Raw genomic sequence first — 21,884 nt, 5'->3', positions numbered from 1 at the left:
TGGGCTCAGGCATCGGTGAATGGCCAGCCGAGTGCCAGCGAGCTAACCGAGCCCAAACAAAGACCCAAGTAAAGCCACGGCTGCAGCCGCACATGCCGCCGCGGCTTTGCCATTCCGATTCGAACGAAAAGACAAGGAAGTAGACCCACCATGCAAACCCATCTCGCCCAGCCCGTCGTCGCCGAAGGCGCGAGCCGCGTGCCTGCCACCGACAGCGCAGCGGCGCCGCAGTCGTCGGCATACCTGGCCTACCAGATCATTCGCCGCAATGGTGCGGTCGTGTCCTTCGAGCCCAGCAAGATTGCTGTGGCCTTGATGAAGGCCTTCCTGGCAGTGCATGGCACCAGTGGCGCGGCTTCGGCCAGCGTGCGCGAGACGGTGGACGGCCTGACCGAAAACGTGGTGCGCGCCCTGCTGCGCTCGCGTCCCAGTGGCGGTACGTTCCATATTGAAGACGTGCAGGACCACGTCGAGCTGGGTCTGATGCGCGGTGGTCACCATGAAGTGGCCCGCGCCTACGTGCTGTACCGCGAGCGTCGTGCGCAAGAGCGCCTGCGCCAGGGCGAGGGCGCTGCCCCCAAGGCTGCGGAAGCCAGCATCCATGTGATCGATGGCGGCCAGCGCGTGCCATTGGACCTGGCCAGCCTGCAGGCGCTGATCGTCTCCAGCTGCGAAGGCCTGGGCGCCGACGTGAAAGCCGAGCCCATCCTGGCTGAGACCAAGCGCAATCTGTACGACGGCGTGCCGATCGACGAGGTCTACAAGGCCTCCATCCTGGCCGCCCGCACGCTGATCGAGAAGGACCCGAGCTACAGCCAGGCCACGGCGCGCCTGCTGATGCACACCATCCGCAAGGAAATCCTCGGTGAGGAAGTCACCCAGGCCGAGATGCACCAGCGCTATGCCGAGTACTTCCCGCAATTCATCAAGAAGGGTGTGCAGGCCGAGCTGCTGGACGAGAGGCTGCAGCAGTACGACCTGGCCAAGCTGGGCGCCGCACTGAAGGCTGATCGCGACTTCCAGTTCGACTACCTGGGTCTGCAGACCCTGTTCGACCGCTACTTCCTGCACACAGAAGGCAAGCGGATCGAGATGCCTCAGGCCTTCTTCATGCGCGTGGCCATGGGCCTGGCGCTGAACGAGATCAACCGCGAAGCGCGCGCCATCGAGTTCTACGAAGTGCTGTCGAGCTTCGACTTCATGTCCAGCACGCCGACGCTGTTCAACTCGGGTACCCGCCGCTCGCAGCTCTCGAGCTGCTACCTGACGACGGTGGCCGACGACCTGGATGGCATCTATGAGGCGCTGAAAGAGAACGCGTTGCTGTCCAAGTTCGCCGGTGGTCTGGGCAACGACTGGACGCCGGTGCGGGCCCTCGGTTCGCACATCAAGGGCACGAACGGCAAGTCGCAAGGCGTCGTCCCCTTCCTCAAGGTGGTCAACGACACGGCCGTGGCCGTGAACCAGGGCGGCAAGCGCAAGGGCGCCGTCTGCGCCTATCTGGAATCGTGGCACCTGGACATCGAAGAGTTCCTGGAACTGCGCAAGAACACCGGCGACGACCGCCGCCGCACGCACGACATGAACACGGCGAACTGGATCCCCGACCTGTTCATGCGCCGCGTGATGGACGGTGGCGACTGGACACTGTTCAGTCCGTCCACCTGCCCGGACCTGCACGACTTGTTCGGCAAGGCCTTTGAGACGGCCTATGTCGCCTACGAGCAGAAGGCCGACCGCGGCGAGATCAAGCTGTTCAAGCGCATGCCCGCCAAGGACCTGTGGCGCAAGATGCTCTCGATGCTGTTCGAGACCGGCCATCCCTGGATCACGTTCAAGGACGCCTGCAACGTGCGCTCGCCGCAGCAGCACGTTGGCGTGGTGCACTCGTCCAACCTGTGCACCGAGATCACGCTGAACACCAACGACAGCGAAATCGCGGTCTGCAACCTGGGCTCGGTGAACCTGAAGCAGCACTTGAAGGACGGCGAGAACGGCAAGGAAATTGATCACGCCAAGCTGCAGAAGACCGTCGCCACGGCGATGCGCATGCTCGACAACGTCATCGACATCAATTACTACGCCGTCAAGAAGGCACGTGATTCGAACCTGCGTCACCGCCCGGTGGGCCTGGGCATCATGGGCTTCCAGGACGCGCTGTATGCGCTGCGTACCCCGTACGCCTCGCAAGCTGCTGTCGAGTTTGCCGACCGCTCGATGGAAGCCGTCTGCTACTACGCCTACCTGGCTTCGACCCAGCTCGCCGAAGAGCGCGGCCGCTACTCGAGCTATCGCGGCTCGCTGTGGGACCGCGGCATCTTGCCGATCGACTCGCTCGATCTGCTGGCCGAAGCCCGTGGTGGCTATGTGGAAGTGGACCGCAGCTCGACGATGGACTGGGATGCGCTGCGCGCCCGCATCGCCCAGCACGGCATGCGCAACAGCAACTGCGTGGCCATCGCCCCGACCGCGACCATCTCCAACATCATCGGCGTGGATGCATCGATCGAGCCCTGCTTCGGCAACCTCTCGGTCAAGTCCAACCTGTCGGGTGAGTTCACCGTCATCAATGAATCTCTGGTGCGTGACCTGAAGCGTCTGGGCCTGTGGGACGACGTGATGGTGATGGACCTGAAGCACTTCGACGGTTCGCTGCGCCGCATCGACCGCGTGCCGGATGAGCTCAAGAGCCTGTATGCAACGGCCTTCGAAGTCGAGACCGAGTGGCTGGTCGAGGCTGCGGCCCGCCGTCAGAAGTGGATCGACCAGGCGCAGAGCCTGAACATCTACATGGCCGGCGCATCGGGCAAGAAGCTCGATGAAACCTACAAGCTCGCCTGGTTGCGCGGCTTGAAGACGACCTACTACCTGCGCACGATCAGCGCCTCGTCAGCAGAGAAGAGCACGGTCACGAAGTCGGGTCAGCTGAACGCCGTGTCGAACTCAGGTGGTGCTGTCTACGCAGCGCCGGTGGTTGTCGAGACCACCGTTGTTGTTGAAGACACCACACCCGCCACCGACATCAAGTTCTGCGCGATCGACGACCCAGGCTGCGAGGCCTGCCAGTAATTCGATGTGTGCAAACGTGGCCGCGATCGCGGCCACGTTTTCTGCTCATCGCGAGAGAACCCAGTGTTCATCGATGCAAAACGCCGACGGCATTTTTTGCGACCTGTGCGTGACTGCATCGATGAACACTTGATTGCCTCGACATCGAAGCGCCCTGTGCGTGAGAAAAGTCGATGCAGTCGAGCAACAGCGAAGTGCATTTGCTGTCAAGAAGTCCTTGGTGTTTGAACACAACACTCCGATAATTCGCCTCGATAGGAAGCCCACCATGCTTGATTGGGAAGAAGAACTGAAGCCCGCTCAACGAGTCACTCCGAACATCGCACCGAGTCTTGCTCAGGTCGCGAGCGCTTCAGTCTCCCCCTCGCATTCCGCCCCCGCTGCCGCAGCCGTTCCCGCCGCCACCGAGCGCCGCGTGAAGGCCGCCGACAAGCGCATCATCAACGGCCAGACCGACGTCAATCAGCTGGTGCCGTTCAAGTACAAGTGGGCCTGGGAAAAGTACCTTGCCACCTGCGCCAACCACTGGATGCCGCAGGAAGTGAACATGTCGCGCGACATCGCCTTGTGGAAGGACCCGAACGGTCTGACCGAAGACGAGCGCCGCATCATCAAGCGCAATCTCGGCTTCTTCGTGACCGCCGATTCGCTGGCCGCCAACAACATCGTGCTGGGCACCTACCGCCACATCACGGCACCCGAGGCCCGCCAGTTCCTGCTGCGCCAGGCCTTCGAAGAAGCGATTCACACGCACGCATATCAATACATCGTCGAGTCCCTCGGCCTCGATGAGAGCGAGATATTCAACGCCTACAACGAAGTCAAGTCGATCCGCGACAAGGACGAGTTCCTGATCCCCTTCATCGAAGCGATCATGAACCCGAACTTCGTCACCGGCACTACGGCGAACGACCAGACGCTCTTGAAGAGCTTGATCGTCTTCGCCTGCCTGATGGAAGGTTTGTTCTTCTACGTCGGCTTCACGCAGATCCTGGCCATGGGTCGCCAGAACAAGATGACGGGTGCGGCAGAGCAGTACCAGTACATCCTGCGTGACGAGTCGATGCACTGCAATTTCGGTATCGACCTGATCAACCAGATCAAGCTTGAGAACCCGATGCTCTGGACGGCAGAGTTCAAGGCCGAGATCAAGGCCCTGTTCCTGCAAGCCGTCGAGCTCGAGTACCGCTATGCCGAGGACACCATGCCGCGTGGCGTGCTGGGCCTCAATGCTTCGATGTTCAAGGGTTATCTGCGCTTCATCGCGAATCGTCGCGCGGTGCAGATCGGCCTCGAGGAGCTCTTCCCGAACGAGGAAAACCCGTTCCCCTGGATGAGCGAAATGATTGACCTGAAGAAGGAACGCAACTTCTTCGAGACGCGTGTCATCGAATACCAATCGGGTGGCGCGCTCAGCTGGGATTGAGTGAGCGGGTTTGGCAAGGCGTGTGCTGTTGCCTGACCGTTCAACGCGAGAGAGTTTGAAAGATTGGCGCTTGAGCAGCGACCTTGGCCACTTGATGAAGCCAAGGCGGGCAAAAGCGCAAACCAATTCACCGCACCGGGGCGCTCCTCCTGGGCGACTTCGGGTGGTGAATAACTGTTCAACGAGCGGCGTCGCCGTGAGTTGGGCAGTGCTTCTTACCTTGATCAAGGAGAACTGTAATGGCAACTGCAAAGAAGGCGCCGGCCAAGAAGGCCGCTCCCGCGAAGAAGGCCGCTCCGGCCAAGAAGGCTGCACCGGCAAAGAAGGCCGCTGCTCCCAAGAAGGCCGCTCCGGCCAAGAAGGCTGCTGCTCCCAAGAAGGCTGCACCGGCAAAGAAGGCTGCTGCTCCTAAGAAGGCTGCACCGGCAAAGAAGGCTGCTGCTCCTAAGAAGGCTGCTCCGGCAAAGAAGGCCGCAGCTCCCAAGAAGGCTGCTCCGGCAAAGAAGGCTGCTGCTCCTAAGAAGGCTGCTCCGGCAAAGAAGGCCGCAGCTCCCAAGAAGGCTGCTGCTGCCAAGAAGCCCGCTGCCAAGAAGGCTGCACCGGCCAAGAAGGCTGCTGCTCCCAAGAAGGCCGCTGCTGCCAAGAAGCCTGCTGCCAAGAAGGCCGCTGCTCCCAAGAAGGCTGCTGCCCCCAAGGCCGCTGCCAAGCCTGCCGCTGCGAAGCCTGCTGCTGCCAAGCCTGCCGCCAAGCCTCCTGCAAAGAAGGCCGCCCCGGCTGCCAAGCCTGCCGCTGCTGCACCCGCGCCCGCTGCCAAGACGGCACTGAGCCCGCAAGCTGCATGGCCCTTCCCGACGGGCAACAAGCCCTGAGTGAAGCGCCACTAGGCGATCAAAACCCGGCTCCGGCCGGGTTTTTTTTCGCCTGCAGATCGAACGCAGGTCTTGGGTTTGTTGGAAGAGGCGCGGATTGCGCGTCTTGGCAGATCAGGGGTGGAAGATCTCGACCGTGTAGCCGGTCACGCGCTGGGTGCCGCTGCCAAAAACCAATTGCAAGGGCTGCTCGGCATTGGCGCTCAATCGATCTGTCTTCAAGTTGAAGTCGGCCGGCGACAGCATGCGACGCGCCACCAGCTGACCACTCGCATCCGTGAGGCTCAGGTCGACCCAGGGCAAGGCGAGCTCATGCGACGACTTGTTGCGCAGCGTCAGCGACAGCTTGTAGTTGTTGCCCGAGCCAGCCTGGCTCAGTGCAGTCTGCTCCACCGAGATCGCCTCGATGTGGCGCCAGGGCTGGATCTGGCAGCCCAGGGTCTCGCAGGCGGTGCGCAGGCTTGGCGCGGCGGCTGGGTATTGCGCGGCCAGTGCGTCGCGGAACTGCCAGGCAAACTGGGCGGCCAGCAACGCCAGGAGCAACACGCAAGCCAGGCCCAATGCCACGCGCACGCCGGGCCGTTGCCAGCGCTGCTGAGCCTGTGCGCGGCGGACGAACTCGGGCGTTGCTGCCTTCTTCTCAGCACCCTTGTCTGCAATTGATGCCGGGCTCGGTGCATCGGCTGGGTCGGCGGCAAGTTCGGCCAGCCGCGGCGTCAGCACGACATCGGGCTGGTCATCGACAGCGCTGAATCCGGGATCGACACGCTCATGCGACGCTGCCGACGGCAGTGCATCGCCAGGCTCGTCGAAGTGGGGATCGATCTGATGAGCTGGCGGCTCGGGAGGTGGCGCGGCAGGCGGCAGTGCTTCGGGCTCTTCTTCCCAGGACTCGATACCTTCCTCGATGCCGGGCTCCGGCTCCGGCGCCTGCGCCGTCATGTCAAAAGGCTCAGGCTCGATCGCCACCGCTTCTTCAGGCACGGCTGCCGCACCCTGGGCTGGCCATGCGGGCGGCGGCTCGCGGTCCATGTCGAAGAGCTGCTCGCGGGCGTCGAAGACCTCGGCACAGCGGCCGCAGCGCACCCAGCCGTCAGACACGCGCAACTGGTCCTGCACCACGCGGAAGATGGTGCCGCAGGCGGTGCAGCGGGTGGCCAGGCTCATGGGCGAATCATGCCATGGGCCTGGCAAGACCAGACCCCAGGGCGACCCTCGACAGCCAGGCGGTGCATCAGGCGGCGCGATGCGCAGTCATCAGGATCCAGCCTTCTTCGCTGTCGCTGACTTCAAGCTTCAACCATGGCGCGTAAGCTTCCTTCAGCTCATCGGCCTGACGCTCCAGGATGCCAGCCAGCACCAGATGGCCGCCCGCCGCCACATGGGCGCAAAGCAGCGGCGCAAGCAGTCGCAGCGGCGTGGCCAGGATATTGGCCAGCACCAGCGGGTACTCACCCTGGGCTGCGTCGGGCAGGGCTGCCTTGATGATGGATGGCACCTTGTTGGCGCTGGCATTGGCTTCGGTAGAGATCACCGCGGCCGGATCGATGTCTACCGCGTCGATGGCGCGCGCTCCATGCAGGGCCGCGCCGATGGCGAGGATGCCGGAGCCGCAGCCATAGTCGAGCACGCGATCCCAGCCCGGGGCCAGGTCCGCATGCTTGGCAATCCAGCGCAGGCACATGCGCGTGGTCGGATGCGTGCCGGTGCCGAAGGCCAGGCCCGGGTCCAGTCGCATCACCTTTTTTGCCTGGGCCGGGGCTTCATGCCAGGACGGCACGATCCAGAACTCGGGCGTGATCTCGACCGGCGCGAACTGCGACTGCGTCAGGCGCACCCAGTCCTGCTCGGGGACTTGCTGGACCGTCTGCACATGCACGTTCGTGGCCCAGTCCTGCGCCAGTATCAAGGTGGCGCACTCGGTGGCGTCGGCTTCGCTGGGAAACAGCGCGCGCACGGCGGAGCGCTGCCAGCCGCCCTTTGGGGCCGGCATGCCGGGTTCGCCAAAGAGGGCCTTCTCGGCATCAGTGTCCGCGTCTGCGTCTTCTACCGAGACGGCCAGCGCGTCGAGTTCCATCAGCGCATCGCTGACGGTCTCGACATCATCTTCGCCGCAGATCAGCACCAGTTCGTGCAGGGTCGGGTCACTCATGGTCAACGCTTGTGTTCGCTCATCCAGCTTTCCAGATAGTGGATGCTGGTGCCGCCTTCCATGAACTTGGCGTCGGCCATCAGTTCACGGTGCAGCGGGATGTTGGTCTGGATGCCCTCGACCACCGTTTCCGACAGGGCGATGCGCATGCGGGCCATGGCCTGCTCGCGGGTGTCGCCGTGGCAGATGATCTTGCCGATCATCGAGTCGTAGTTGGGCGGCACGAAGTAGTTCGTGTAGGCATGCGAGTCCACGCGCACGCCCGGGCCGCCGGGGGCGTGCCAGGTCGTGATGCGGCCGGGCGAGGGCACGAACTTGACCGGGTCTTCCGCATTGATGCGGCACTCGATCGCATGGCCGCGCATCTCGATATTGCGCTGCGTAAATGGCAGCTTCTCGCCGGCTGCAATCTTGATTTGCTGCTGCACGATGTCGATGCCTGTGACCATTTCGGTGACCGGATGCTCGACCTGCACGCGCGTGTTCATCTCGATGAAATAGAACTCGCCGTTCTCGTACAGGAACTCGAACGTGCCGGCGCCGCGGTAGCTCATCTTCTTGCAGGCGGCGGCGCAGCGGTCGCCCACCTTCTCGATCGAGCGGCGCGGAATGCCGGGTGCTGGTGCCTCCTCGATGATCTTCTGGTGGCGGCGCTGCATCGAGCAGTCGCGCTCGCCGAGCCAGACGGCGTTCTTGTGGCTGTCGGCGAGGATCTGGATTTCCACGTGGCGTGGGTTCTCCAGGAACTTCTCCATATAGACCTGTGGATTGCCGAAAGCCGCACCCGCTTCGGCGCGGGTCATCTGCACCGCATTGACCAGGGCTGCTTCGGTGTGGACCACGCGCATGCCGCGGCCGCCGCCGCCGCCTGCCGCCTTGATGATGACGGGGTAGCCGACAGCGCGGGCGATTTTGATGATCTCCTTCGGGTCTTCCGGCAGGGCGCCTTCCGAGCCTGGCACGCAGGGAACGCCGGCGCGGATCATGGCCTGCTTGGCCGAGACCTTGTCGCCCATCATGCGGATGTTTTCCGATGTGGGGCCGATGAAGGTGAAGCCGCTGCGCTCGACGCGCTCGGCAAAGTCAGCGTTCTCGCTCAGGAATCCGTAGCCGGGGTGAATGGCTTCAGCGTCGGTGACCTCGGCCGTGGCGATGATGGCCGGCATGCTGAGATAGCTCTGCGCGGAAGGTGCAGGGCCGATGCAGACGGCCTCGTCGGCCAGCTTCACATACTTGGCATCGCGGTCGGCCTCGGAATAGACGACGACAGACTTGACGCCCAGCTCGCGGCAGGCGCGCTGAATCCGCAGCGCGATTTCGCCTCGGTTGGCGATGAGAATTTTCTTGAACATGATCGAGCGTCCGTTGCGCTTACTCGATGATGAACAGCGCTTGGCCGAACTCCACCGGCTGGCCGTTCTCGACCAGGATCTTGGTGACCGTGCCGGTCTTGTCGGCCTCGATCTCGTTCATGATCTTCATGGCTTCGATGATGCAGATCGGTTCGCCTTCCTTGATGGACTGGCCGACTTCGACAAAGGCCTTGGCATTGGGGCTGCTGGAGCGGTAGAAGGTGCCGACCATGGGGGACTTGACCGTGTGGCCGGTTTCGGCAGCCGGCGCGGCAGCCACGGGGGCAGCCGGTGCGGCGGGCGGGGGCGCCACGGCAGGTGCGGCCATCGGGGCCTGCATGACCTGAGCCATCGGCACCATCGCCGAGCCGTCCTGTTTCACGATGCGCACCTTGCCATCGGCTTCGGTGATTTCGAGCTCGGAAATATTCGACTCGGACACCAGGTCGATCAGGGTCTTCAGCTTGCGCAGATCCATGAGGTCTTCTCCAACGGAATAGGTTGTATCTTGGTTTTCCAGTGCCGGGCGCACCCGTTTCGGCTTGTGGCCTAGCTCGGGCGGGCGAGCTTCTCAAGCGCGTACTGCAAGGCCAGCCGGTAGCCCGTCGGGCCTAAGCCGCAGATCACTCCGTCGGCCAGGTCCGAGAAATAGCTGTGCTGCCGGAAGGGCTCGCGCTTGTGGATATTGGACAGATGCACTTCAACAAAAGGCAGACCGACACCCGCCAGCGCGTCGCGGATCGCCACGCTGGTATGGGTATAGGCGGCCGGATTGATGATGACGAACTGGCATCCCTCCCGGCTCGCCGCCTGAATGCGATCCACCAGCTCACCTTCGTGGTTGCTCTGGAAGCATTCAAGCTTGGCCCCAGCTTTCTCTGCCATCTCTACGAGATCAGCATTGATTTCAGCCAAAGTTCGCGAACCATAGATCTGAGGCTCCCTGCTGCCAAGGAGATTGAGATTGGGTCCGTGAAGTAGCAGAATTTGCATCAGTGGCGCGTCCTGGCCCATTAGAGCGCAGACACTAGAAGCGAGAAAGGCTGGACTTTACGCTTTTTAGGCCCCAATCCAGCCAACTAGCCAGAAATATATCGCTTGACCACTTCAGGCGATTGAGTTCGCCAACTGGCGCAACTCGGGCAGGCTGGTGGGGCCGAGCTTGTTCCAGAAGGCCTGGCCCTGGGCGTTGAAAGCCACGGTGAAGGGCAGGCCGCCTTGCGGGTTGCCGAGTTTGCGCGCCAGATCCGTGCCGGTCAATCCGGCCAGGCCCAGGTCGAATTCGACCGGCACCTTCTTCAGAAAGGCCTGAACCGCGTCCGCCTTGTCGATGGCCAGGCCGACGACCCTCCAGCCCCGGGCCGCAAACTCGCGCTGGAATTCGTTCAGCTCGGGCAACTCCTTGACGCAGGGCGGGCACCAGGTCGCCCAGAAATTGACGAGCAAGGGCTGGCCTCGCAGGCCGGCCATCTGCAGTTGGCCGCCGGCAGGCTTGTCGAACGCGGCAGCCCACAGGCCGCCGAGCGACTCCGTGGCGGCTGCCTGCCTGGATTCCTCCCTGGCTTGCCGGCGCAGGGCCAGCGTGAGGCCGGCTGCAGCCGCTGCCACGGCCACGCCGCCCACCAGCAGGCGGCGCTTTTGCTTGTCAGGGGTGCTGTTCGTCATGGCTGGGCTGTTTCCTTTTCAATCAGCTGGCGCAAGGCGGCCAGGTCGCCGCGCTCGCTGCGGCCGCGGGTGTCGGGCTTCAGGGCGCCGCGCAAATCGTCAAAGTCCAAGATGGTCAGCAGAACCAGCACCTGCTCGTTCAGCTCCCGACAGTTCACCGACAGCGCCAGCACGTCCACCTCGCGGCCATGCGCCGTGCTGCTGCCAACCTCATAGTCCAGACCCTGGTTGATCAGCGCGATCTCGGTGGACTTGCTGTCGTCGCAGAACAGCTGCAGGTGGATATTGGAAAGCCGGGTGGCCGTGCCACGCCAGACGGCGCCGCCGAGGTGGGGCCGGAACTCGGCCAGCCGCTCCATCCACTGGGCGGCCAGCGCGCGCAAGGCGGCCAGCTCGGTCGGCTGGGTGTCGGCACAGAACAGGGCCAGGTACTCGCGCACCTGGTCTTCCAGCTCGTCGTTGTCTGGCAGCTCGGTGCGGCGGTTCAGGCCGAGCTGCTTGACGGCGCGCTGCTTGGCCGGGCCGTACTCCAGGCCTTCTTCAACAACCATCCGCGCGGCGGTGGCGGCAATCTCTTGCTTGATGTCACTCATGGCAGTTCGACCGCACTCATTCTTGCTTCCACCGTCCCGGCGCGCGCAAGCACATAGGGCGAGGCGGGCCGTTTCTCGAAGCGCTTGGGCGCCGGCAGCATCACGGCCAGCCGGGCTGCCTGGTTGGCGCCAAGAATCCTGGCATCGACATGGAAATAGTGGCGCGCGGCGGCCTGGGCGCCAAACACGCCTTCGCCCCATTCCACATTGTTCAGATAGATCTCGAGGATGCGCCGCTTGCTCAAGAGGCCCTCCAGCATGAAGGTGATCAGGAACTCCTGACCCTTGCGTGCCAGGTTGCGCTCGCTGCTCAGGAACAGGTTCTTGGCCAGTTGCTGGGTGATCGTCGAGCCGCCCACTACCTTGGCCACCGGTTTGGTGGGGGCGGCCGGGTTACGGGCCAGGCGCTTGTCGACCTTGGCCTGCTCGCGCTGGTTCTTGTCCCAGGCCTTTTCCAGCGCATCCCAATCGACGCCGCCATGGTCGGCAAAGCCGGCGTCCTCGCTGGCGATCACCGCGCGGCGCAGATTGGCCGAGATCTGATCTCTATCGACCCAGTCCTGGCTCCACAGCAGCTGATGCTTCTCGGTCGTGATGCGCAGCATCTCCGAACGCTGGAAGCTCGTGGACTGCGGCGCAAGCAGGTTCATCAAGGCGATACGGCCGGCAAAGTAGAGCTGCAGCGCGATCACGCCCAACAGCACGAGCGCCAGCAGTCGCCAGAGTTGCTTGAGCATGATCAGACCCCGAGCCGCGCGCGCAGCGCCGCCAGCACCGTGGCGGTTTGCGGCCTGACGCCCCGCCAGACTTGGAAGGCCTCGCCGGCCTGCTCGACCAGCATGCCCAGGCCGTCGCGACCCTCGGCGCCATGGGCGGCGGCCCAGTCCAGGAAGGGCTGGGCCTTGGGGCCGTACATCATGTCCAGCGCCAGCGCGCCAGGCGCCAGTACTTCGGCAGGCACCGGTATGCCAGCACCAGCCAGGCTGGCAGCGGTGGCGTTGACGACGACGTCGAAGCCTCGGCCGCAAGCATCGAGCGCCGCGGCGCGCAAGTTCACTTCATATTGAGCAGCCCATGCGGCATGCGATGCCACCAGGGCGTGCGCCTTGTCCACGCTGCGATTGGCCAGCACCAGCTCAGCGGGGCGCGCAGCCAGCAGCGGCCCCAGCACGCCGGCCGAAGCGCCGCCGGCGCCAATCAGCAGGATTCGCTGACCGGCCAGCGGCCGGCCGGCATTGCGCTCGATATCGCGCAGAAGGCCGACGCCATCGGTGTTGTCGGCGAACCAGCCCTCGTCATCGAAGCGCAGGGTGTTGGCAGCGCCGGCGAGCAGGGCGCGTTCGCTGCGCCGCGCTGCCAGTTCGAAAGCCTCGAACTTGAATGGCACGGTCACGCTGCAGCCACGGCCGCCTTCATTGGCGAACTGCTTCAGCGTGGCGGTGAAGCCGTCGAGCGGGCAGAGCAGGCGCCCATAGTCCAGCTGCTGGCCGGTCTGCTCGGCGAAGGCCGCATGAATCCACGGCGACTGGCTGTGTTCAACCGGATTGCCGGCGACGGCATAGCGATCCATTGCAATCAATTCCTGTCAGCGCCCGCTGAGTGAGGTCTCGAGACCATCGTCGCGGGTGAACTTGAAGCGCGAGGTGATCACCAGCACTTCGGCGCCACGCCGCATCGCATTGGTGAAATTGCCGAAGGGCGCGGCCGCGCTGACGATGGCCTCGGCCCGACGGTCCAGATTGGCATTGCCTGAGGAGGCCACGATGTCGGTCTCGATCACGCGGCCCCGCTGGTCCACGTGGATGTTCATGGTCAGCTCGCCATACAGCTTTTGGCCGCGGAACTCAGGGAAGTCGCGCGTACCGCGGTCTTCGATCCGGCGGCGCAGCGCGTCGTAATACTGGGCGTACACCACCTCGCGGGTGGCCGGGCTGATGTAGCGCTTGCGCGGGCGCGCGTTCTCTTCATTCACCCGCTTCTCTATCGTGGCCAGGATCTGCACCAGCTGGCGGCGGCGCTCGGCCTGCTCGCGCGCTTCCTGGGAGCCCTTGTCGCGCTGCGGGTCGGGCGCGGGCAGCAGGGCAATGTCGCGGCGCAGCTGGGCCAGCAACTGCTCCTGCTGATGGCGCAGCGTATCGATGCGTGCATGCTGCACTTCGCTGGCCTCGCCAATCTCCAGGACCTTGGACGGCGGCAGCGGCGATGTGGCTCGGCCGACATCGGTATTGCCGCCGCCTGCCAGATTGGCCTGCGCCAGCACCTGCGGCTTCTCCGAGGCCTCGTTGGCCTTGGTGTTGACCAGCACCACCTCGAGCGGCGTGTCCTGGAAGATGCGGTTGAAGCTCTCGGGATCGACGATGCGCAGCGTCAGCAGACCCGCGTGGGCCCCCAGGGACACCAGCAAGGCGAGATGCAGGGTCGAGAGCTTCTTCTTGGCCGTCATCGTCAGGCGGTGCTGCCCTCGGCGGGTGCCTCGTCGGCGTTGACATCGATGGCCAGCGTCAGCGGGCCGCTGGCTTCGACCTCGTCGTCCTCGGCTTCTGCTTCCTCGGCGCTGGCGGCGGCAGGTGCTTCATCCAGACGCTCGACCAGGTTGGCATGCACGTCCAGCGTCATCTCATCGACGCCGGTGATGCGCACCTTGACGTGCGTGCCGCGCGGCAGCGGCTCGCAGCCCAGGGCCTTGAAGACGAGGGGCAGATCGTCGGCGCGCACCAGGCCGTCCTTCATCACGGCGGCTGACAATTCGGTGATGCCGGCCTGCGCAAGGTGGCGCAGCGTCCAGTAGCGCTCGATGGCCGACTGGAAGCCGTTGTAGGCGCTGTACGCTGCATCGAAGCCCGAAATGATGGAGAAGAGCTGCGCATCCTTGGGCTTGAATGGCGCCACCAAGGCGGCGGTGCGGCCATGCCTGGCGCAGGCAATGATCTGCCACTGGTTGACCAGGTCTACATAGCGGCGCAGCGGCGACGTGGCCCAGGTGTACTGTGCCACGCCCATGCCGGCGTGCGGCAGGGCCTTGGTACCCATGCGCACCTTGATGCCGGGCGCGAGGCTGGCCTGGCTGCGGTAGATGCCGGGCAGGCCCAGTTCGTTGAGCCAGCCGCCCCAGGTCGAGTTCGCGAGGATCATGGCCTCGGCCACGATCAGGTCCAGCGCCGTGCCGCGGGCGCGCGTGCTGATGCTGACTTCTTCCGTGCCATCAGGCTCACGCTCACCGCCCGAGCTCAGGCGGAAGTTGTAGTCCGGCCGGTTGAAGGTTTCGGGCTTGCCGCGCACGACTTCGCGCTCTGCCTTCAGATGCTTGGCAAGCCGGAAGGCAAAGGCCAGCTCCGGCGCGAATTCATACGTGGCCGGCTCGGCGCCGCTGAGCGTGGCCTCGGTGATCACGTCGTCCAGCTTGTCGTGGCGCAGATTGCTCTTGATCGGCACGCGCTCGAGCTTGGTCTCGCTGGCCTTCACCGCGAGCGTGGCCTCGTCCATCGTGACGTAGAGCGACACGGCCGGGCAGTCGCGCCCTTCGGTCAGCGTGTAGACCTGCACCACCTCGTCCGGCAGCATGGTCAGCTTCCAGCCGGGCATGTAGACGGTGGAGTAGCGGTCTCGCGCCACCTTGTCGACAGCTGAGTCCGGCTGGATTGCCAGGCCAGGCGCGGCGATGTGCACGCCGAAGATCACGGTACCGGTGCCCAGGCCCTGCACCGACAGCGCATCGTCGATCTCGGTTGTGGCCGAATCGTCGACCGAGAAGGCGGCGACCGGGGCCAGCGGTAGCTCGTCCTTGATCTCGGGCGCAGTGAGCGCCGGGAAGCCGGTGCCCTTGGGGAAGTTGTCGAACAGGAAGCGCTTCCAGTGGAACTGGTAGGCGCTGGTGATCGCACCCGCGTCTTTCAGCAGGTCCAACGGTGCCTTGTGCGCCAGCTTGGTGGCCTCGACCACGGCCTTGTACTCGGGGCCGTTCTTGTCGGGCTTGAAGAGAATCTTGTAGATCTGATCCTTGATGGCCGCCGGGCAGTTGCCGGCCGCGAGCTCGGTAGCCCAGGCCTCGATCTGCAAGGCCTGCTGTTTCTTGCGCTCGATGCCGAGCAAGGCGGCCTTGACGATCTCTTCCGGGGCCTTCTTGAACTGGCCCTTGCCGGCGCGGCGGAAGTAGTGCGGCGCCTCAAACAGGCGGAAGAGGGCGGCCGCCTGGTGCGCGATACCAGCCTTGGCATCGAAATAGTCGCGTGCCAGCTCGGCAAAGCCGAACTCGGTCTCGGGCGCGAATTCCCAGGCCAGGTCCAGGTCGATCTCCTGGGCCAGGCGCTGACCCTCGGCGATCAGCTCGGCGGGGGCGGGCTTGTCGAACTTGAGCAGCACATTGGCTGCCTTTACTTTGACGCGCTTGCCCGAGTCCAGCTCCACTTGCATGGAGCTGTCGGCTTCGGACATCACGCGGCCGGCGAGGAATTTTCCGGCTTCATCGAACAGGGCGAACATATGGCGGGCATTGTCGCCGATGCGCGTGCCCGGTTCGGGCAGCGCCGGGTCAGGGCTTGTGCCGGCTGCCTAGCCACTGGCTATCATGCGGGCGCCCATCACCACTTCCCTCTCTCTCAAACGATCGATGCGGTCCACTGATCGACTCAAGGTCTTGCTGCTGGGCCTTCTACTTTGGTCTCCTGGCCTGCTGACTCCCTTGCTTGCGCAGGGGCTGGACGCTGGCGAGTCGCTGGCCGCGCTGCTCTTGAGCCTGGTCGTACTGATGGCGCCGCTGTGCCTGATGCAGCGGCTGCGCGCCTACTTCCTGCTGTGGCTGCCGGTCGTGCCCATGATCCCCGTCTACGTCTACCTCTGCGCCTACTACCGCAGCGTGCCGGGCGATGTGTTGGTGTCGGCTGCGCTGCATAGCAGCCTGCGCGATTCCTGGATCATGGTGAGTTCGTTTGGATGGAAGCTGCTCTGGGTACCAGTCTGCCTCGCCCTGTATCTGCTCCTGCTCATCCGCCTTGGTGACGACGTCCGCTGGCGCTGGCGCCGGGCCACGCTGGCTGGCGTGCTGCTCTATGCCATGGTGGGTATGCTGGGTCGTCAGGACCTGGCCCATCACGTCAAGCTGCCGCCCCTGTTCGACGCCCAGGCGGCGGGCCTTGCCTTCCCGGTCAATCTGGCCTTGTCTATGCAGCGCAGCATCGAGCGCGACGAGAGCGACCGGGCCACGGTCACGGTGCAAGGGCGAAGTGAGCGGGCGGGGCCCATGCTCGTCGTCCTGGTGATCGGCGAAAGCGTCCGGCGCGATCACCTGAGCCTCAACGGCTATGCGAGAGAGACCACGCCGCGCCTGGACCAGCTTCGGCATGAACTGATCTCGTTCAGCGATGCAGTGTCCACTGCCCAATGGACGGCAGGGGCGGTCCCGCGGATCGTGGGCTGGGATGGCCCGGCTGGCCGGGCCTCGCTGGTGCAGACTTTCCGTGAGGCGGGCTTCACGACAGCCTGGTTGTCGAACCAGGAGGTATCCCAACTCGGTCGCGGCGCTGATGTGCTGGACCATTCGACCAGTGCCGCCGAACTCCATTTCCGCAAGGACGCGAGCCTGCTGCTGCCCTTCCAATCCTTTGTTCGCCAGGGTGGCGAGCGGCGCTTCGTCGTGCTGCATATGATGGGCAGCCACTTTCCGTATGAAGATCGCTATGCCGCTGATGCGCGCCGCTTCCGTCCGACGCTGACCGATGTCGGCGTGTCAGGGCAGCCCGGGTATGAGCACCGCGAGGCGACGATCAACTCCTACGACAACACCATCGTGGCCCTGGACCTTTTCCTCAGCCGGGTGATCGAAACACTCGGCTTGCTTCCGGCGCCGGCCGTGCTGATCTACACCTCCGACCATGGCGAGAGCCTCTTCGAAGAGGGCGGCAAGCTGTTCATGCACGGACGGCAGAAGGCGAGTTGCCCAGACCTGGAAGTGCCCCTGATCGTCTGGGCCAACCCTGCCTACCGCGAGCAGCGAGGCGAAATCGTGGCAGCACTGAGGAGCAATGCCGAGAAGCCGGTCAGCCATCGCGACCTGTTCGCGACGACGCTGGAGATCGCGGGCATTGACTGGGTTGGACGAACGGCCGGCCGCAGCCTTGCCTCCACCGGTTTCAAGGAGCAGGCGAGGCCGCTGACCGTGTTTCGCCCCGGTGAGGCAACGACTTATGAGGAGGTCTGCCCGGCGCCGACGGCGCTCAGACCGTCATCCCGCCCGACACCTCCAGCACCGCGCCATTGACGTAGCTGGCCTCGTCGCTGGCCAGGAACGCGTAGACATTGGCGATCTCTTCAGGCTTGCCCAGGCGGCGCAGCGGCACATGGGCCTGCATCTCATCGATGACCTTCTGCGGAATCGTGCCGAGGATGGGCGTCTCGATGAAGCCCGGCGCCACCGCATTGACTCGCACGCCCTTGGGCCCGAGTTCGCGGCTCCAGGTCTTGGTGAAGCCGATCACGCCGAACTTGGCGGCGGCATAGTTGGTCTGGCCGAAATTGCCGTAGATGCCGACGACCGAGCTGGCGTTCAGGATCACGCCTGCGCCTTGTGCCACCATGGTGTCGGCCACGGCCTGGGCGCAATGGAAGACGCCGCGCAGATTGACGTCGATCACCGCGTCGAACTGGGCCAGCGTCATCTTCTGCAGCCTTGCGTCCTTGGTGATGCCGGCGTTGTTGACCAGCACGTCGATGCGGCCGAAGTCCTCCAGCACGGCGGCCACCATCAAATCAACCGACACGCGGTCGGTCACGTCGACCGTGTGGCCGCGGGCGGTGGCGCCCAGCTTCTGGCAGGCCATCACGGCCGCTTCCACGCCCTCGGGCTTCAGGTCGCAAACGACAACCGTCGCGCCTTCCTGGGCGAATTTCAAGGCGGTCGCCAGGCCTATGCCTTGCGCCGCGCCGGTGATGATGCAGACCTTGTTCTTGAGTCTCATAGCTGAAGAAACTCCGTCAGTTCGTGGAGGTAGTCGTCGAAGTCTGCCAGCCCATGGTCGCTGCCTTCCAGCAGCTTGATGCGGCAATCTGAATAGCGGGCGTGCATCTCGCGCCAGTCCAGCACCTCGTCGCCCTTGGCGATCACGGCCATCAGGCGCTCGGGATGGGCCAGCTCGCCTACTGCCAGTGCGCGCAGTTCAGCGACGAATTCCGGCCGGAAGAAGAAGCGCTCGTCGGGGTTCTGCCAGCAGGTCTGCTCACCAATGTAGGCAGCCAGGTCGCGGGCGGGGTCCACCGCCGGATTCAGGAGCACCGCACGGCAGCCACGCGCCTGGGCCACCGCCGTGGCATAGAAGCCGCCGAGCGAGCTGCCCATCACGGCCATGGACTCGGCGGGCCAATGCCCGGTCAGCTCCGCTGCCAGTGCCATGGCTTCGCGGGGCGAGGGTGGCAGCTGCGGGCAGGCGAACTTGAGCTCAGGACGGTGCTCGGCCACCCAGGCCGCCATGCGCAGCGCCTTGGCCGAAGCCGGGGAAGAGCGAAAGCCGTGCAGGTAGAGCAGGTGGGTGGCGCGCATGGCGGTCGAGTCTATGCGACGAAGCAAGGATTTCCGGGTGCGGGCCACGTTGTCCTCGATTGACGGCAGGCGGCGGCGCAGCGAGAGTTGCGGGTTTTCGCCCGGGCCTTGCATGCCCGCCGGATTTCCAGTCTTGAACCGAAGGATTGATCGAATGAAGCTTTCGTCTGCCTCGCCCCTGAGCCTGTCTGCCGTCGCTGCAGCCGTGGCCCTGCTGAGCGCCTGTGCCACCACGGCGCCGACCACTGCACCGACCGCAGCCGCAACGCCCGCTGTGGCGCCGGCTGTGGCCACTGCCGCCGCACCGGCCGCTTCGGGTGCCGCGCCCGCTGCCGCGATGCCGCGCCCGCCAGCTGATCCGACGGCACCGAAGCCCTTCGCTGACGTGATCAAGGAAGCCAAGCAGCAGGACGGCCTGTTCCCGATCTGGCGCAAGGACGAGAAGGTCTGGCTCGAAGTGCCCAAGGCCATGCTCGGCAAACCGGTGCTGTTCACCGTCAATGTTGCCAATGCCGTGGGCGAGCGTGGCCTCTACGCCAGCCAGATGGCCGGCGACTGGATGATCGAGTTCCGCCGGGTGGGCAACCAGATCCAGCTGATCGCACCGAACACCAAGTTCCGCGCCGTCTCCGACCAGGGCTCGGCCCGCGCCATCGAGCAGGCTTTCTCGCCCAGCCTGATCGCTTCGGCAGCCGTGGCCAGCGCCGAGCATCCGACGCGCAAGTCGGTGCTGATCGATGCCGGCTTCCTGTTTGCCGACATCGCCGGCTACTCGACCAACCTCGAGATGGCCTACCGGCTGCCGTTCGCGCTGGACCGCGCCAATTCCTCGTTCGACTCCACTCGTGCCGAGAAGGAGCTGACCACGCTGACGGCGCGCATGCACTTCGCCACTGCACGCATCCCCGCACCGCCCTTGATGCCGTCGCCAGTCCCGGCGCCCACACCGCCGCGCGCCACGCCCGATCCGCGCAGCATGTTCGTCAGCTTCGTCTACAGCTTCGCGGCCCTGCCCGAGCAACTGATGAGCACCCGCGCGGCCGACCCGCGCCTGGGGCATTTCTCGGAGAGCTTCACCGACCTCGGCGGCGACATGAAGGCCGCCAACCGCGTGCACTACATCCACCGCTGGCGCCTGGAGAAGAAGGACCCGGCGGCGGCCTTGTCCGAGCCGGTCAAGCCCATCGTCTACTGGATGGACAAGAACATTCCGGCCAAGTACCGCGCCTCGGTCGAGGCCGGCATCACGGAATGGAACAAGGCCTTCGAGAAGATCGGCTTCAAGAATGCCGTGCTCGCCAAGCAGCAGCCTGACGACGCCGATTGGGACAATATGGATGCGGGGCACGCCTCGATTCGCTGGTTCGTCGGCGCCGACGTCGGCTTTGCCATCGGCCCCAGCAACACCGACCCGCGCACCGGCGAAATCCTCGATGCCGACATCGGCATGAGCGATGTGTTCTCGCGCGGCTCGCGCCGCCTGATTGCCGAAGACATCGGCAAGAGCGCTGATGCACCCTTGGCCCGCATCGGTCACAGCCACGATGAAGCTGCGTTCTGCAACTATGCGCATGAAGCGGCTGCCGACATGAGCTTCGCGCTGGACGTGCTGGAAGCCCGTGGCGACATCGCGCCGGACAGCCCTGAGGCCGAAGCCTATGTGCAGTCGGTCATCAAGGACACGATCATGCACGAGGTCGGTCACACCCTGGGCCTGAAGCACAACTTCAAGGCCTCGACCACGGTCACGCAGGCGCAATTGAAGGACAAGGCCTGGACCGACGCGAACCCGATCTCGGGTTCGGTGATGGACTACAACGCCGTCAACCTGGCCTTGAAGGGCGAGGCACAGGCCGCCTACAACCCGCACACGCTGGGCCCCTACGACTACTGGGCCATCGAGTACGCCTACAAGCCCATAGCCAAGGCGCAAGAGGCGGCCGAGCTGGCCAAGATCGCAGCGCGCAGCACCGAGCCGCAACTGGCCTATGCCGACGACCAGGACGCCGGTGGTTTCGGCGCTTACGACGGCATGGACCCGATGGCCAACCGCTTTGACCTGGGCGACGATCCGCTGGCTTACTACAAGAAGCGCTTCAAGCTCTCGCAAGAGCTGTGGGCCCGCGTGCAGGACCGCAAGCCGCAGGCGGGTGATGATCCGCTGCGCCAGCGCCGTTCGCTGATGGCCGGCTTCTCGCAGCTGGGCCGTGCAGCCGAGCTGGTGGGCAAGTACGTCGGCGGCATGCATGCCGTGCGCGACCTGCCGGGCTCAACCGGCCGGGCCAGCTTCACGCCGGTGGATCCGGCCAAGCAGCGCGAGGCCCTGCAGTTCCTGTCGACCGGCTTGTTCAGTGTCGATTCGTTCAAGTTCCGCCCCGAGTTCCTGTCCTCGCTGACCCTGGACTACAACGAGGGTGATCGTGGCGTGCCGCTGAACATTCCGGCTGCCGTGGCCCGCATCCAGACCGGCGCGATGGACCGCCTGCTGGCCACCAACACGGCCACGCGCCTGCTGGACATGCCCAGCTACCTGCCCGAAGCCAAGCGCCGCGGCCTGATCTCGCTGAGCGAGGTCTACCTGACGCTGCAGAACTCGATCTGGTCGGAACTGAAGAGCGGCGCCGAGATCGACCGCATGCGCCGCAACCTGCAACGCGAGCATCTGAAGCGCGTGCAAGCGCTGCTGACGCGCGGCTCGGCCACGCTGCCGCCGGACGCGCTGAGCCTGATGCGCCTGCATGCCACGCAACTGCAGGGCGAGCTGCGTGCAGCTTCGGCCAAGGGCGGCTTGTCGGTTGAGAGTCGTGCTCACCTGGCTGAGAGCTTGAGCAGCCTGAGCGAGGCATTGCGGGCGACGATGAGCCGCAGCTGATTGCGCTGAGTACGTAGGTACAGGAAGGCCCGCTTCGGCGGGCCTTTTTGTTGTCGTGAAGTGCGCGACTGTTCTCGGCACGTTGCAGCCACTCGCGAAGCCACGTCGGGAGAGCGTTGCACGGCAACCCGGGCAGCCGCACGGCTCAGGCAAGGGGGCCGGCCTTGCAGGCCGACTCCCCTGCGCTGCTCGCAACTCGGGGCGGCAAGCAACTCGCTTCTCTCACTTCGTTCGATGCGCTCAGACAGGGCGTGCCAAGTCAGTCGTTGAGGCACGCTGCGCGTGCTGCCCCGAGCCGCTGTGCTGCTCGGCCCCTTGCATTCACCGCGCAGCTGCCCGGGTCACCGTGCAACGCAGC

18 protein-coding genes are annotated in these 21,884 nt (G+C 64.8%); 5 read left to right on the top strand and 13 right to left on the bottom strand.

Annotated elements, in window-relative coordinates; all coding sequences use genetic code 11:
* Positions 1-150: 150 nt before the first annotated feature.
* From V3596_RS12055 to V3596_RS12045, 3 genes are all read left to right on the top strand, one after another.
* Positions 151-3,069 (top strand): ribonucleoside-diphosphate reductase subunit alpha, encoded by a 2,919-nt coding sequence (locus tag V3596_RS12055; RefSeq protein ID WP_334278000.1) that lies wholly within the window; start codon positions 151-153, stop codon positions 3,067-3,069.
* Between the two features lie 268 nt (positions 3,070-3,337).
* Positions 3,338-4,495 (top strand): ribonucleotide-diphosphate reductase subunit beta, encoded by a 1,158-nt coding sequence (locus V3596_RS12050; protein ID WP_334277999.1) that lies wholly within the window; start codon positions 3,338-3,340, stop codon positions 4,493-4,495.
* Positions 4,496-4,734: 239 nt separating this feature from the next.
* Entirely contained in the window at positions 4,735-5,364 is a 630-nt protein-coding gene (locus V3596_RS12045) for a histone (RefSeq protein ID WP_334277998.1), read from the top strand.
* A 114-nt stretch (positions 5,365-5,478) separates the two neighbouring features.
* Here V3596_RS12045 and V3596_RS12040 read toward each other — a convergent pair whose 3' ends face one another.
* The 11 genes from V3596_RS12040 to V3596_RS11990 form a co-directional block, all read right to left on the bottom strand.
* Complete coding sequence (locus V3596_RS12040; protein WP_334277997.1) at positions 5,479-6,531, bottom strand: zinc-ribbon and DUF3426 domain-containing protein; 1,053 nt, start codon at positions 6,529-6,531, stop codon at positions 5,479-5,481.
* A gap of 67 nt (positions 6,532-6,598) precedes the next feature.
* Complete coding sequence (gene prmA / locus V3596_RS12035) at positions 6,599-7,501, bottom strand: 50S ribosomal protein L11 methyltransferase (protein ID WP_334278451.1); 903 nt, start codon at positions 7,499-7,501, stop codon at positions 6,599-6,601.
* A 17-nt stretch (positions 7,502-7,518) separates the two neighbouring features.
* Positions 7,519-8,868 (bottom strand): acetyl-CoA carboxylase biotin carboxylase subunit, encoded by a 1,350-nt coding sequence (gene accC / locus V3596_RS12030; RefSeq protein WP_334277996.1) that lies wholly within the window; start codon positions 8,866-8,868, stop codon positions 7,519-7,521.
* A 19-nt stretch (positions 8,869-8,887) separates the two neighbouring features.
* Entirely contained in the window at positions 8,888-9,346 is a 459-nt protein-coding gene (accB, locus tag V3596_RS12025; RefSeq protein WP_334277995.1) for an acetyl-CoA carboxylase biotin carboxyl carrier protein, read from the bottom strand.
* Between the two features lie 71 nt (positions 9,347-9,417).
* Complete coding sequence (gene aroQ, locus V3596_RS12020; protein WP_395385476.1) at positions 9,418-9,861, bottom strand: type II 3-dehydroquinate dehydratase; 444 nt, start codon at positions 9,859-9,861, stop codon at positions 9,418-9,420.
* A gap of 114 nt (positions 9,862-9,975) precedes the next feature.
* Positions 9,976-10,533 carry a TlpA disulfide reductase family protein gene (locus tag V3596_RS12015; RefSeq protein ID WP_334277994.1) on the bottom strand — a complete coding sequence of 186 codons (558 nt, stop codon included), beginning with the start codon at positions 10,531-10,533 and terminating at the stop codon, positions 9,976-9,978.
* On the bottom strand, positions 10,530-11,126 hold the full coding sequence (locus tag V3596_RS12010) for a hypothetical protein (RefSeq protein ID WP_334277993.1): 597 nt from the start codon (positions 11,124-11,126) through the stop codon (positions 10,530-10,532). The genes V3596_RS12015 and V3596_RS12010 overlap by 4 nt, the downstream gene beginning before the upstream one ends.
* Positions 11,123-11,863 (bottom strand): transglycosylase domain-containing protein, encoded by a 741-nt coding sequence (locus tag V3596_RS12005; protein ID WP_334277992.1) that lies wholly within the window; start codon positions 11,861-11,863, stop codon positions 11,123-11,125. The genes V3596_RS12010 and V3596_RS12005 overlap by 4 nt, the downstream gene beginning before the upstream one ends.
* A gap of 2 nt (positions 11,864-11,865) precedes the next feature.
* On the bottom strand, positions 11,866-12,696 hold the full coding sequence (aroE, locus tag V3596_RS12000; RefSeq protein WP_334277991.1) for a shikimate dehydrogenase: 831 nt from the start codon (positions 12,694-12,696) through the stop codon (positions 11,866-11,868).
* A 15-nt stretch (positions 12,697-12,711) separates the two neighbouring features.
* Entirely contained in the window at positions 12,712-13,569 is an 858-nt protein-coding gene (locus V3596_RS11995; protein ID WP_334277990.1) for an energy transducer TonB, read from the bottom strand.
* 2 nt (positions 13,570-13,571) lie between these two features.
* Positions 13,572-15,605, bottom strand: coding sequence for a ribonuclease catalytic domain-containing protein (locus V3596_RS11990; RefSeq protein WP_334277989.1), 2,034 nt, complete (start codon positions 15,603-15,605; stop codon positions 13,572-13,574).
* 127 nt (positions 15,606-15,732) lie between these two features.
* Here V3596_RS11990 and V3596_RS11985 point away from each other — a divergent pair, with 127 nt between their 5' ends.
* Positions 15,733-17,379, top strand: a complete 1,647-nt coding sequence (locus V3596_RS11985) for a phosphoethanolamine transferase (protein WP_334277988.1) — start codon at positions 15,733-15,735, stop codon at positions 17,377-17,379.
* On the opposite strand, the gene fabG is transcribed toward V3596_RS11985, so the two are convergent.
* Positions 17,336-18,076: a 3-oxoacyl-ACP reductase FabG gene (gene fabG / locus V3596_RS11980; RefSeq protein ID WP_334277987.1), complete on the bottom strand. Its 741-nt coding sequence runs from the start codon at positions 18,074-18,076 to the stop codon at positions 17,336-17,338. The two genes, V3596_RS11985 and fabG, sit on opposite strands and share 44 nt — an antisense overlap.
* Entirely contained in the window at positions 18,073-18,654 is a 582-nt protein-coding gene (locus tag V3596_RS11975) for a YqiA/YcfP family alpha/beta fold hydrolase (protein ID WP_334277986.1), read from the bottom strand. The genes fabG and V3596_RS11975 overlap by 4 nt, the downstream gene beginning before the upstream one ends.
* Positions 18,655-18,808: 154 nt before the next feature.
* On the opposite strand from V3596_RS11975, the gene V3596_RS11970 reads away from it, so the two are divergent.
* Positions 18,809-21,526: a zinc-dependent metalloprotease gene (locus V3596_RS11970; RefSeq protein WP_334277985.1), complete on the top strand. Its 2,718-nt coding sequence runs from the start codon at positions 18,809-18,811 to the stop codon at positions 21,524-21,526.
* Positions 21,527-21,884: the final 358 nt, after the last annotated feature.

This window comes from Roseateles microcysteis, from assembly GCF_036880965.1.
In the GTDB taxonomy this organism is placed as follows: Bacteria; Pseudomonadota; Gammaproteobacteria; order Burkholderiales; family Burkholderiaceae_C; genus JAUASW01.
This window is presented reverse-complemented; position numbering and strand designations above follow the sequence as displayed.

Bases quoted from the DNA above. Each gene is read 5' to 3' on its own strand.
- V3596_RS12055 (WP_334278000.1), top strand. From the start codon at position 151: ATGCAAACCCATCTCGCCCAGCCCGTCGTCGCCGAAGGCGCGAGCCGC.
- V3596_RS12050 (WP_334277999.1), top strand. From the start codon at position 3,338: ATGCTTGATTGGGAAGAAGAACTGAAGCCCGCTCAACGAGTCACTCCG.
- V3596_RS12045 (WP_334277998.1), top strand. From the start codon at position 4,735: ATGGCAACTGCAAAGAAGGCGCCGGCCAAGAAGGCCGCTCCCGCGAAG.
- V3596_RS12040 (WP_334277997.1), bottom strand. From the start codon at position 6,531: ATGAGCCTGGCCACCCGCTGCACCGCCTGCGGCACCATCTTCCGCGTG.
- accC (WP_334277996.1), bottom strand. From the start codon at position 8,868: ATGTTCAAGAAAATTCTCATCGCCAACCGAGGCGAAATCGCGCTGCGG.
- accB (WP_334277995.1), bottom strand. From the start codon at position 9,346: ATGGATCTGCGCAAGCTGAAGACCCTGATCGACCTGGTGTCCGAGTCG.
- aroQ (WP_395385476.1), bottom strand. From the start codon at position 9,861: ATGCAAATTCTGCTACTTCACGGACCCAATCTCAATCTCCTTGGCAGC.
- V3596_RS12015 (WP_334277994.1), bottom strand. From the start codon at position 10,533: ATGACGAACAGCACCCCTGACAAGCAAAAGCGCCGCCTGCTGGTGGGC.
- V3596_RS12010 (WP_334277993.1), bottom strand. From the start codon at position 11,126: ATGAGTGACATCAAGCAAGAGATTGCCGCCACCGCCGCGCGGATGGTT.
- V3596_RS12005 (WP_334277992.1), bottom strand. From the start codon at position 11,863: ATGCTCAAGCAACTCTGGCGACTGCTGGCGCTCGTGCTGTTGGGCGTG.
- aroE (WP_334277991.1), bottom strand. From the start codon at position 12,696: ATGGATCGCTATGCCGTCGCCGGCAATCCGGTTGAACACAGCCAGTCG.
- V3596_RS11995 (WP_334277990.1), bottom strand. From the start codon at position 13,569: ATGACGGCCAAGAAGAAGCTCTCGACCCTGCATCTCGCCTTGCTGGTG.
- V3596_RS11990 (WP_334277989.1), bottom strand. From the start codon at position 15,605: ATGTTCGCCCTGTTCGATGAAGCCGGAAAATTCCTCGCCGGCCGCGTG.
- V3596_RS11985 (WP_334277988.1), top strand. From the start codon at position 15,733: ATGCGGTCCACTGATCGACTCAAGGTCTTGCTGCTGGGCCTTCTACTT.
- fabG (WP_334277987.1), bottom strand. From the start codon at position 18,076: ATGAGACTCAAGAACAAGGTCTGCATCATCACCGGCGCGGCGCAAGGC.
- V3596_RS11975 (WP_334277986.1), bottom strand. From the start codon at position 18,654: ATGCGCGCCACCCACCTGCTCTACCTGCACGGCTTTCGCTCTTCCCCG.
- V3596_RS11970 (WP_334277985.1), top strand. From the start codon at position 18,809: ATGAAGCTTTCGTCTGCCTCGCCCCTGAGCCTGTCTGCCGTCGCTGCA.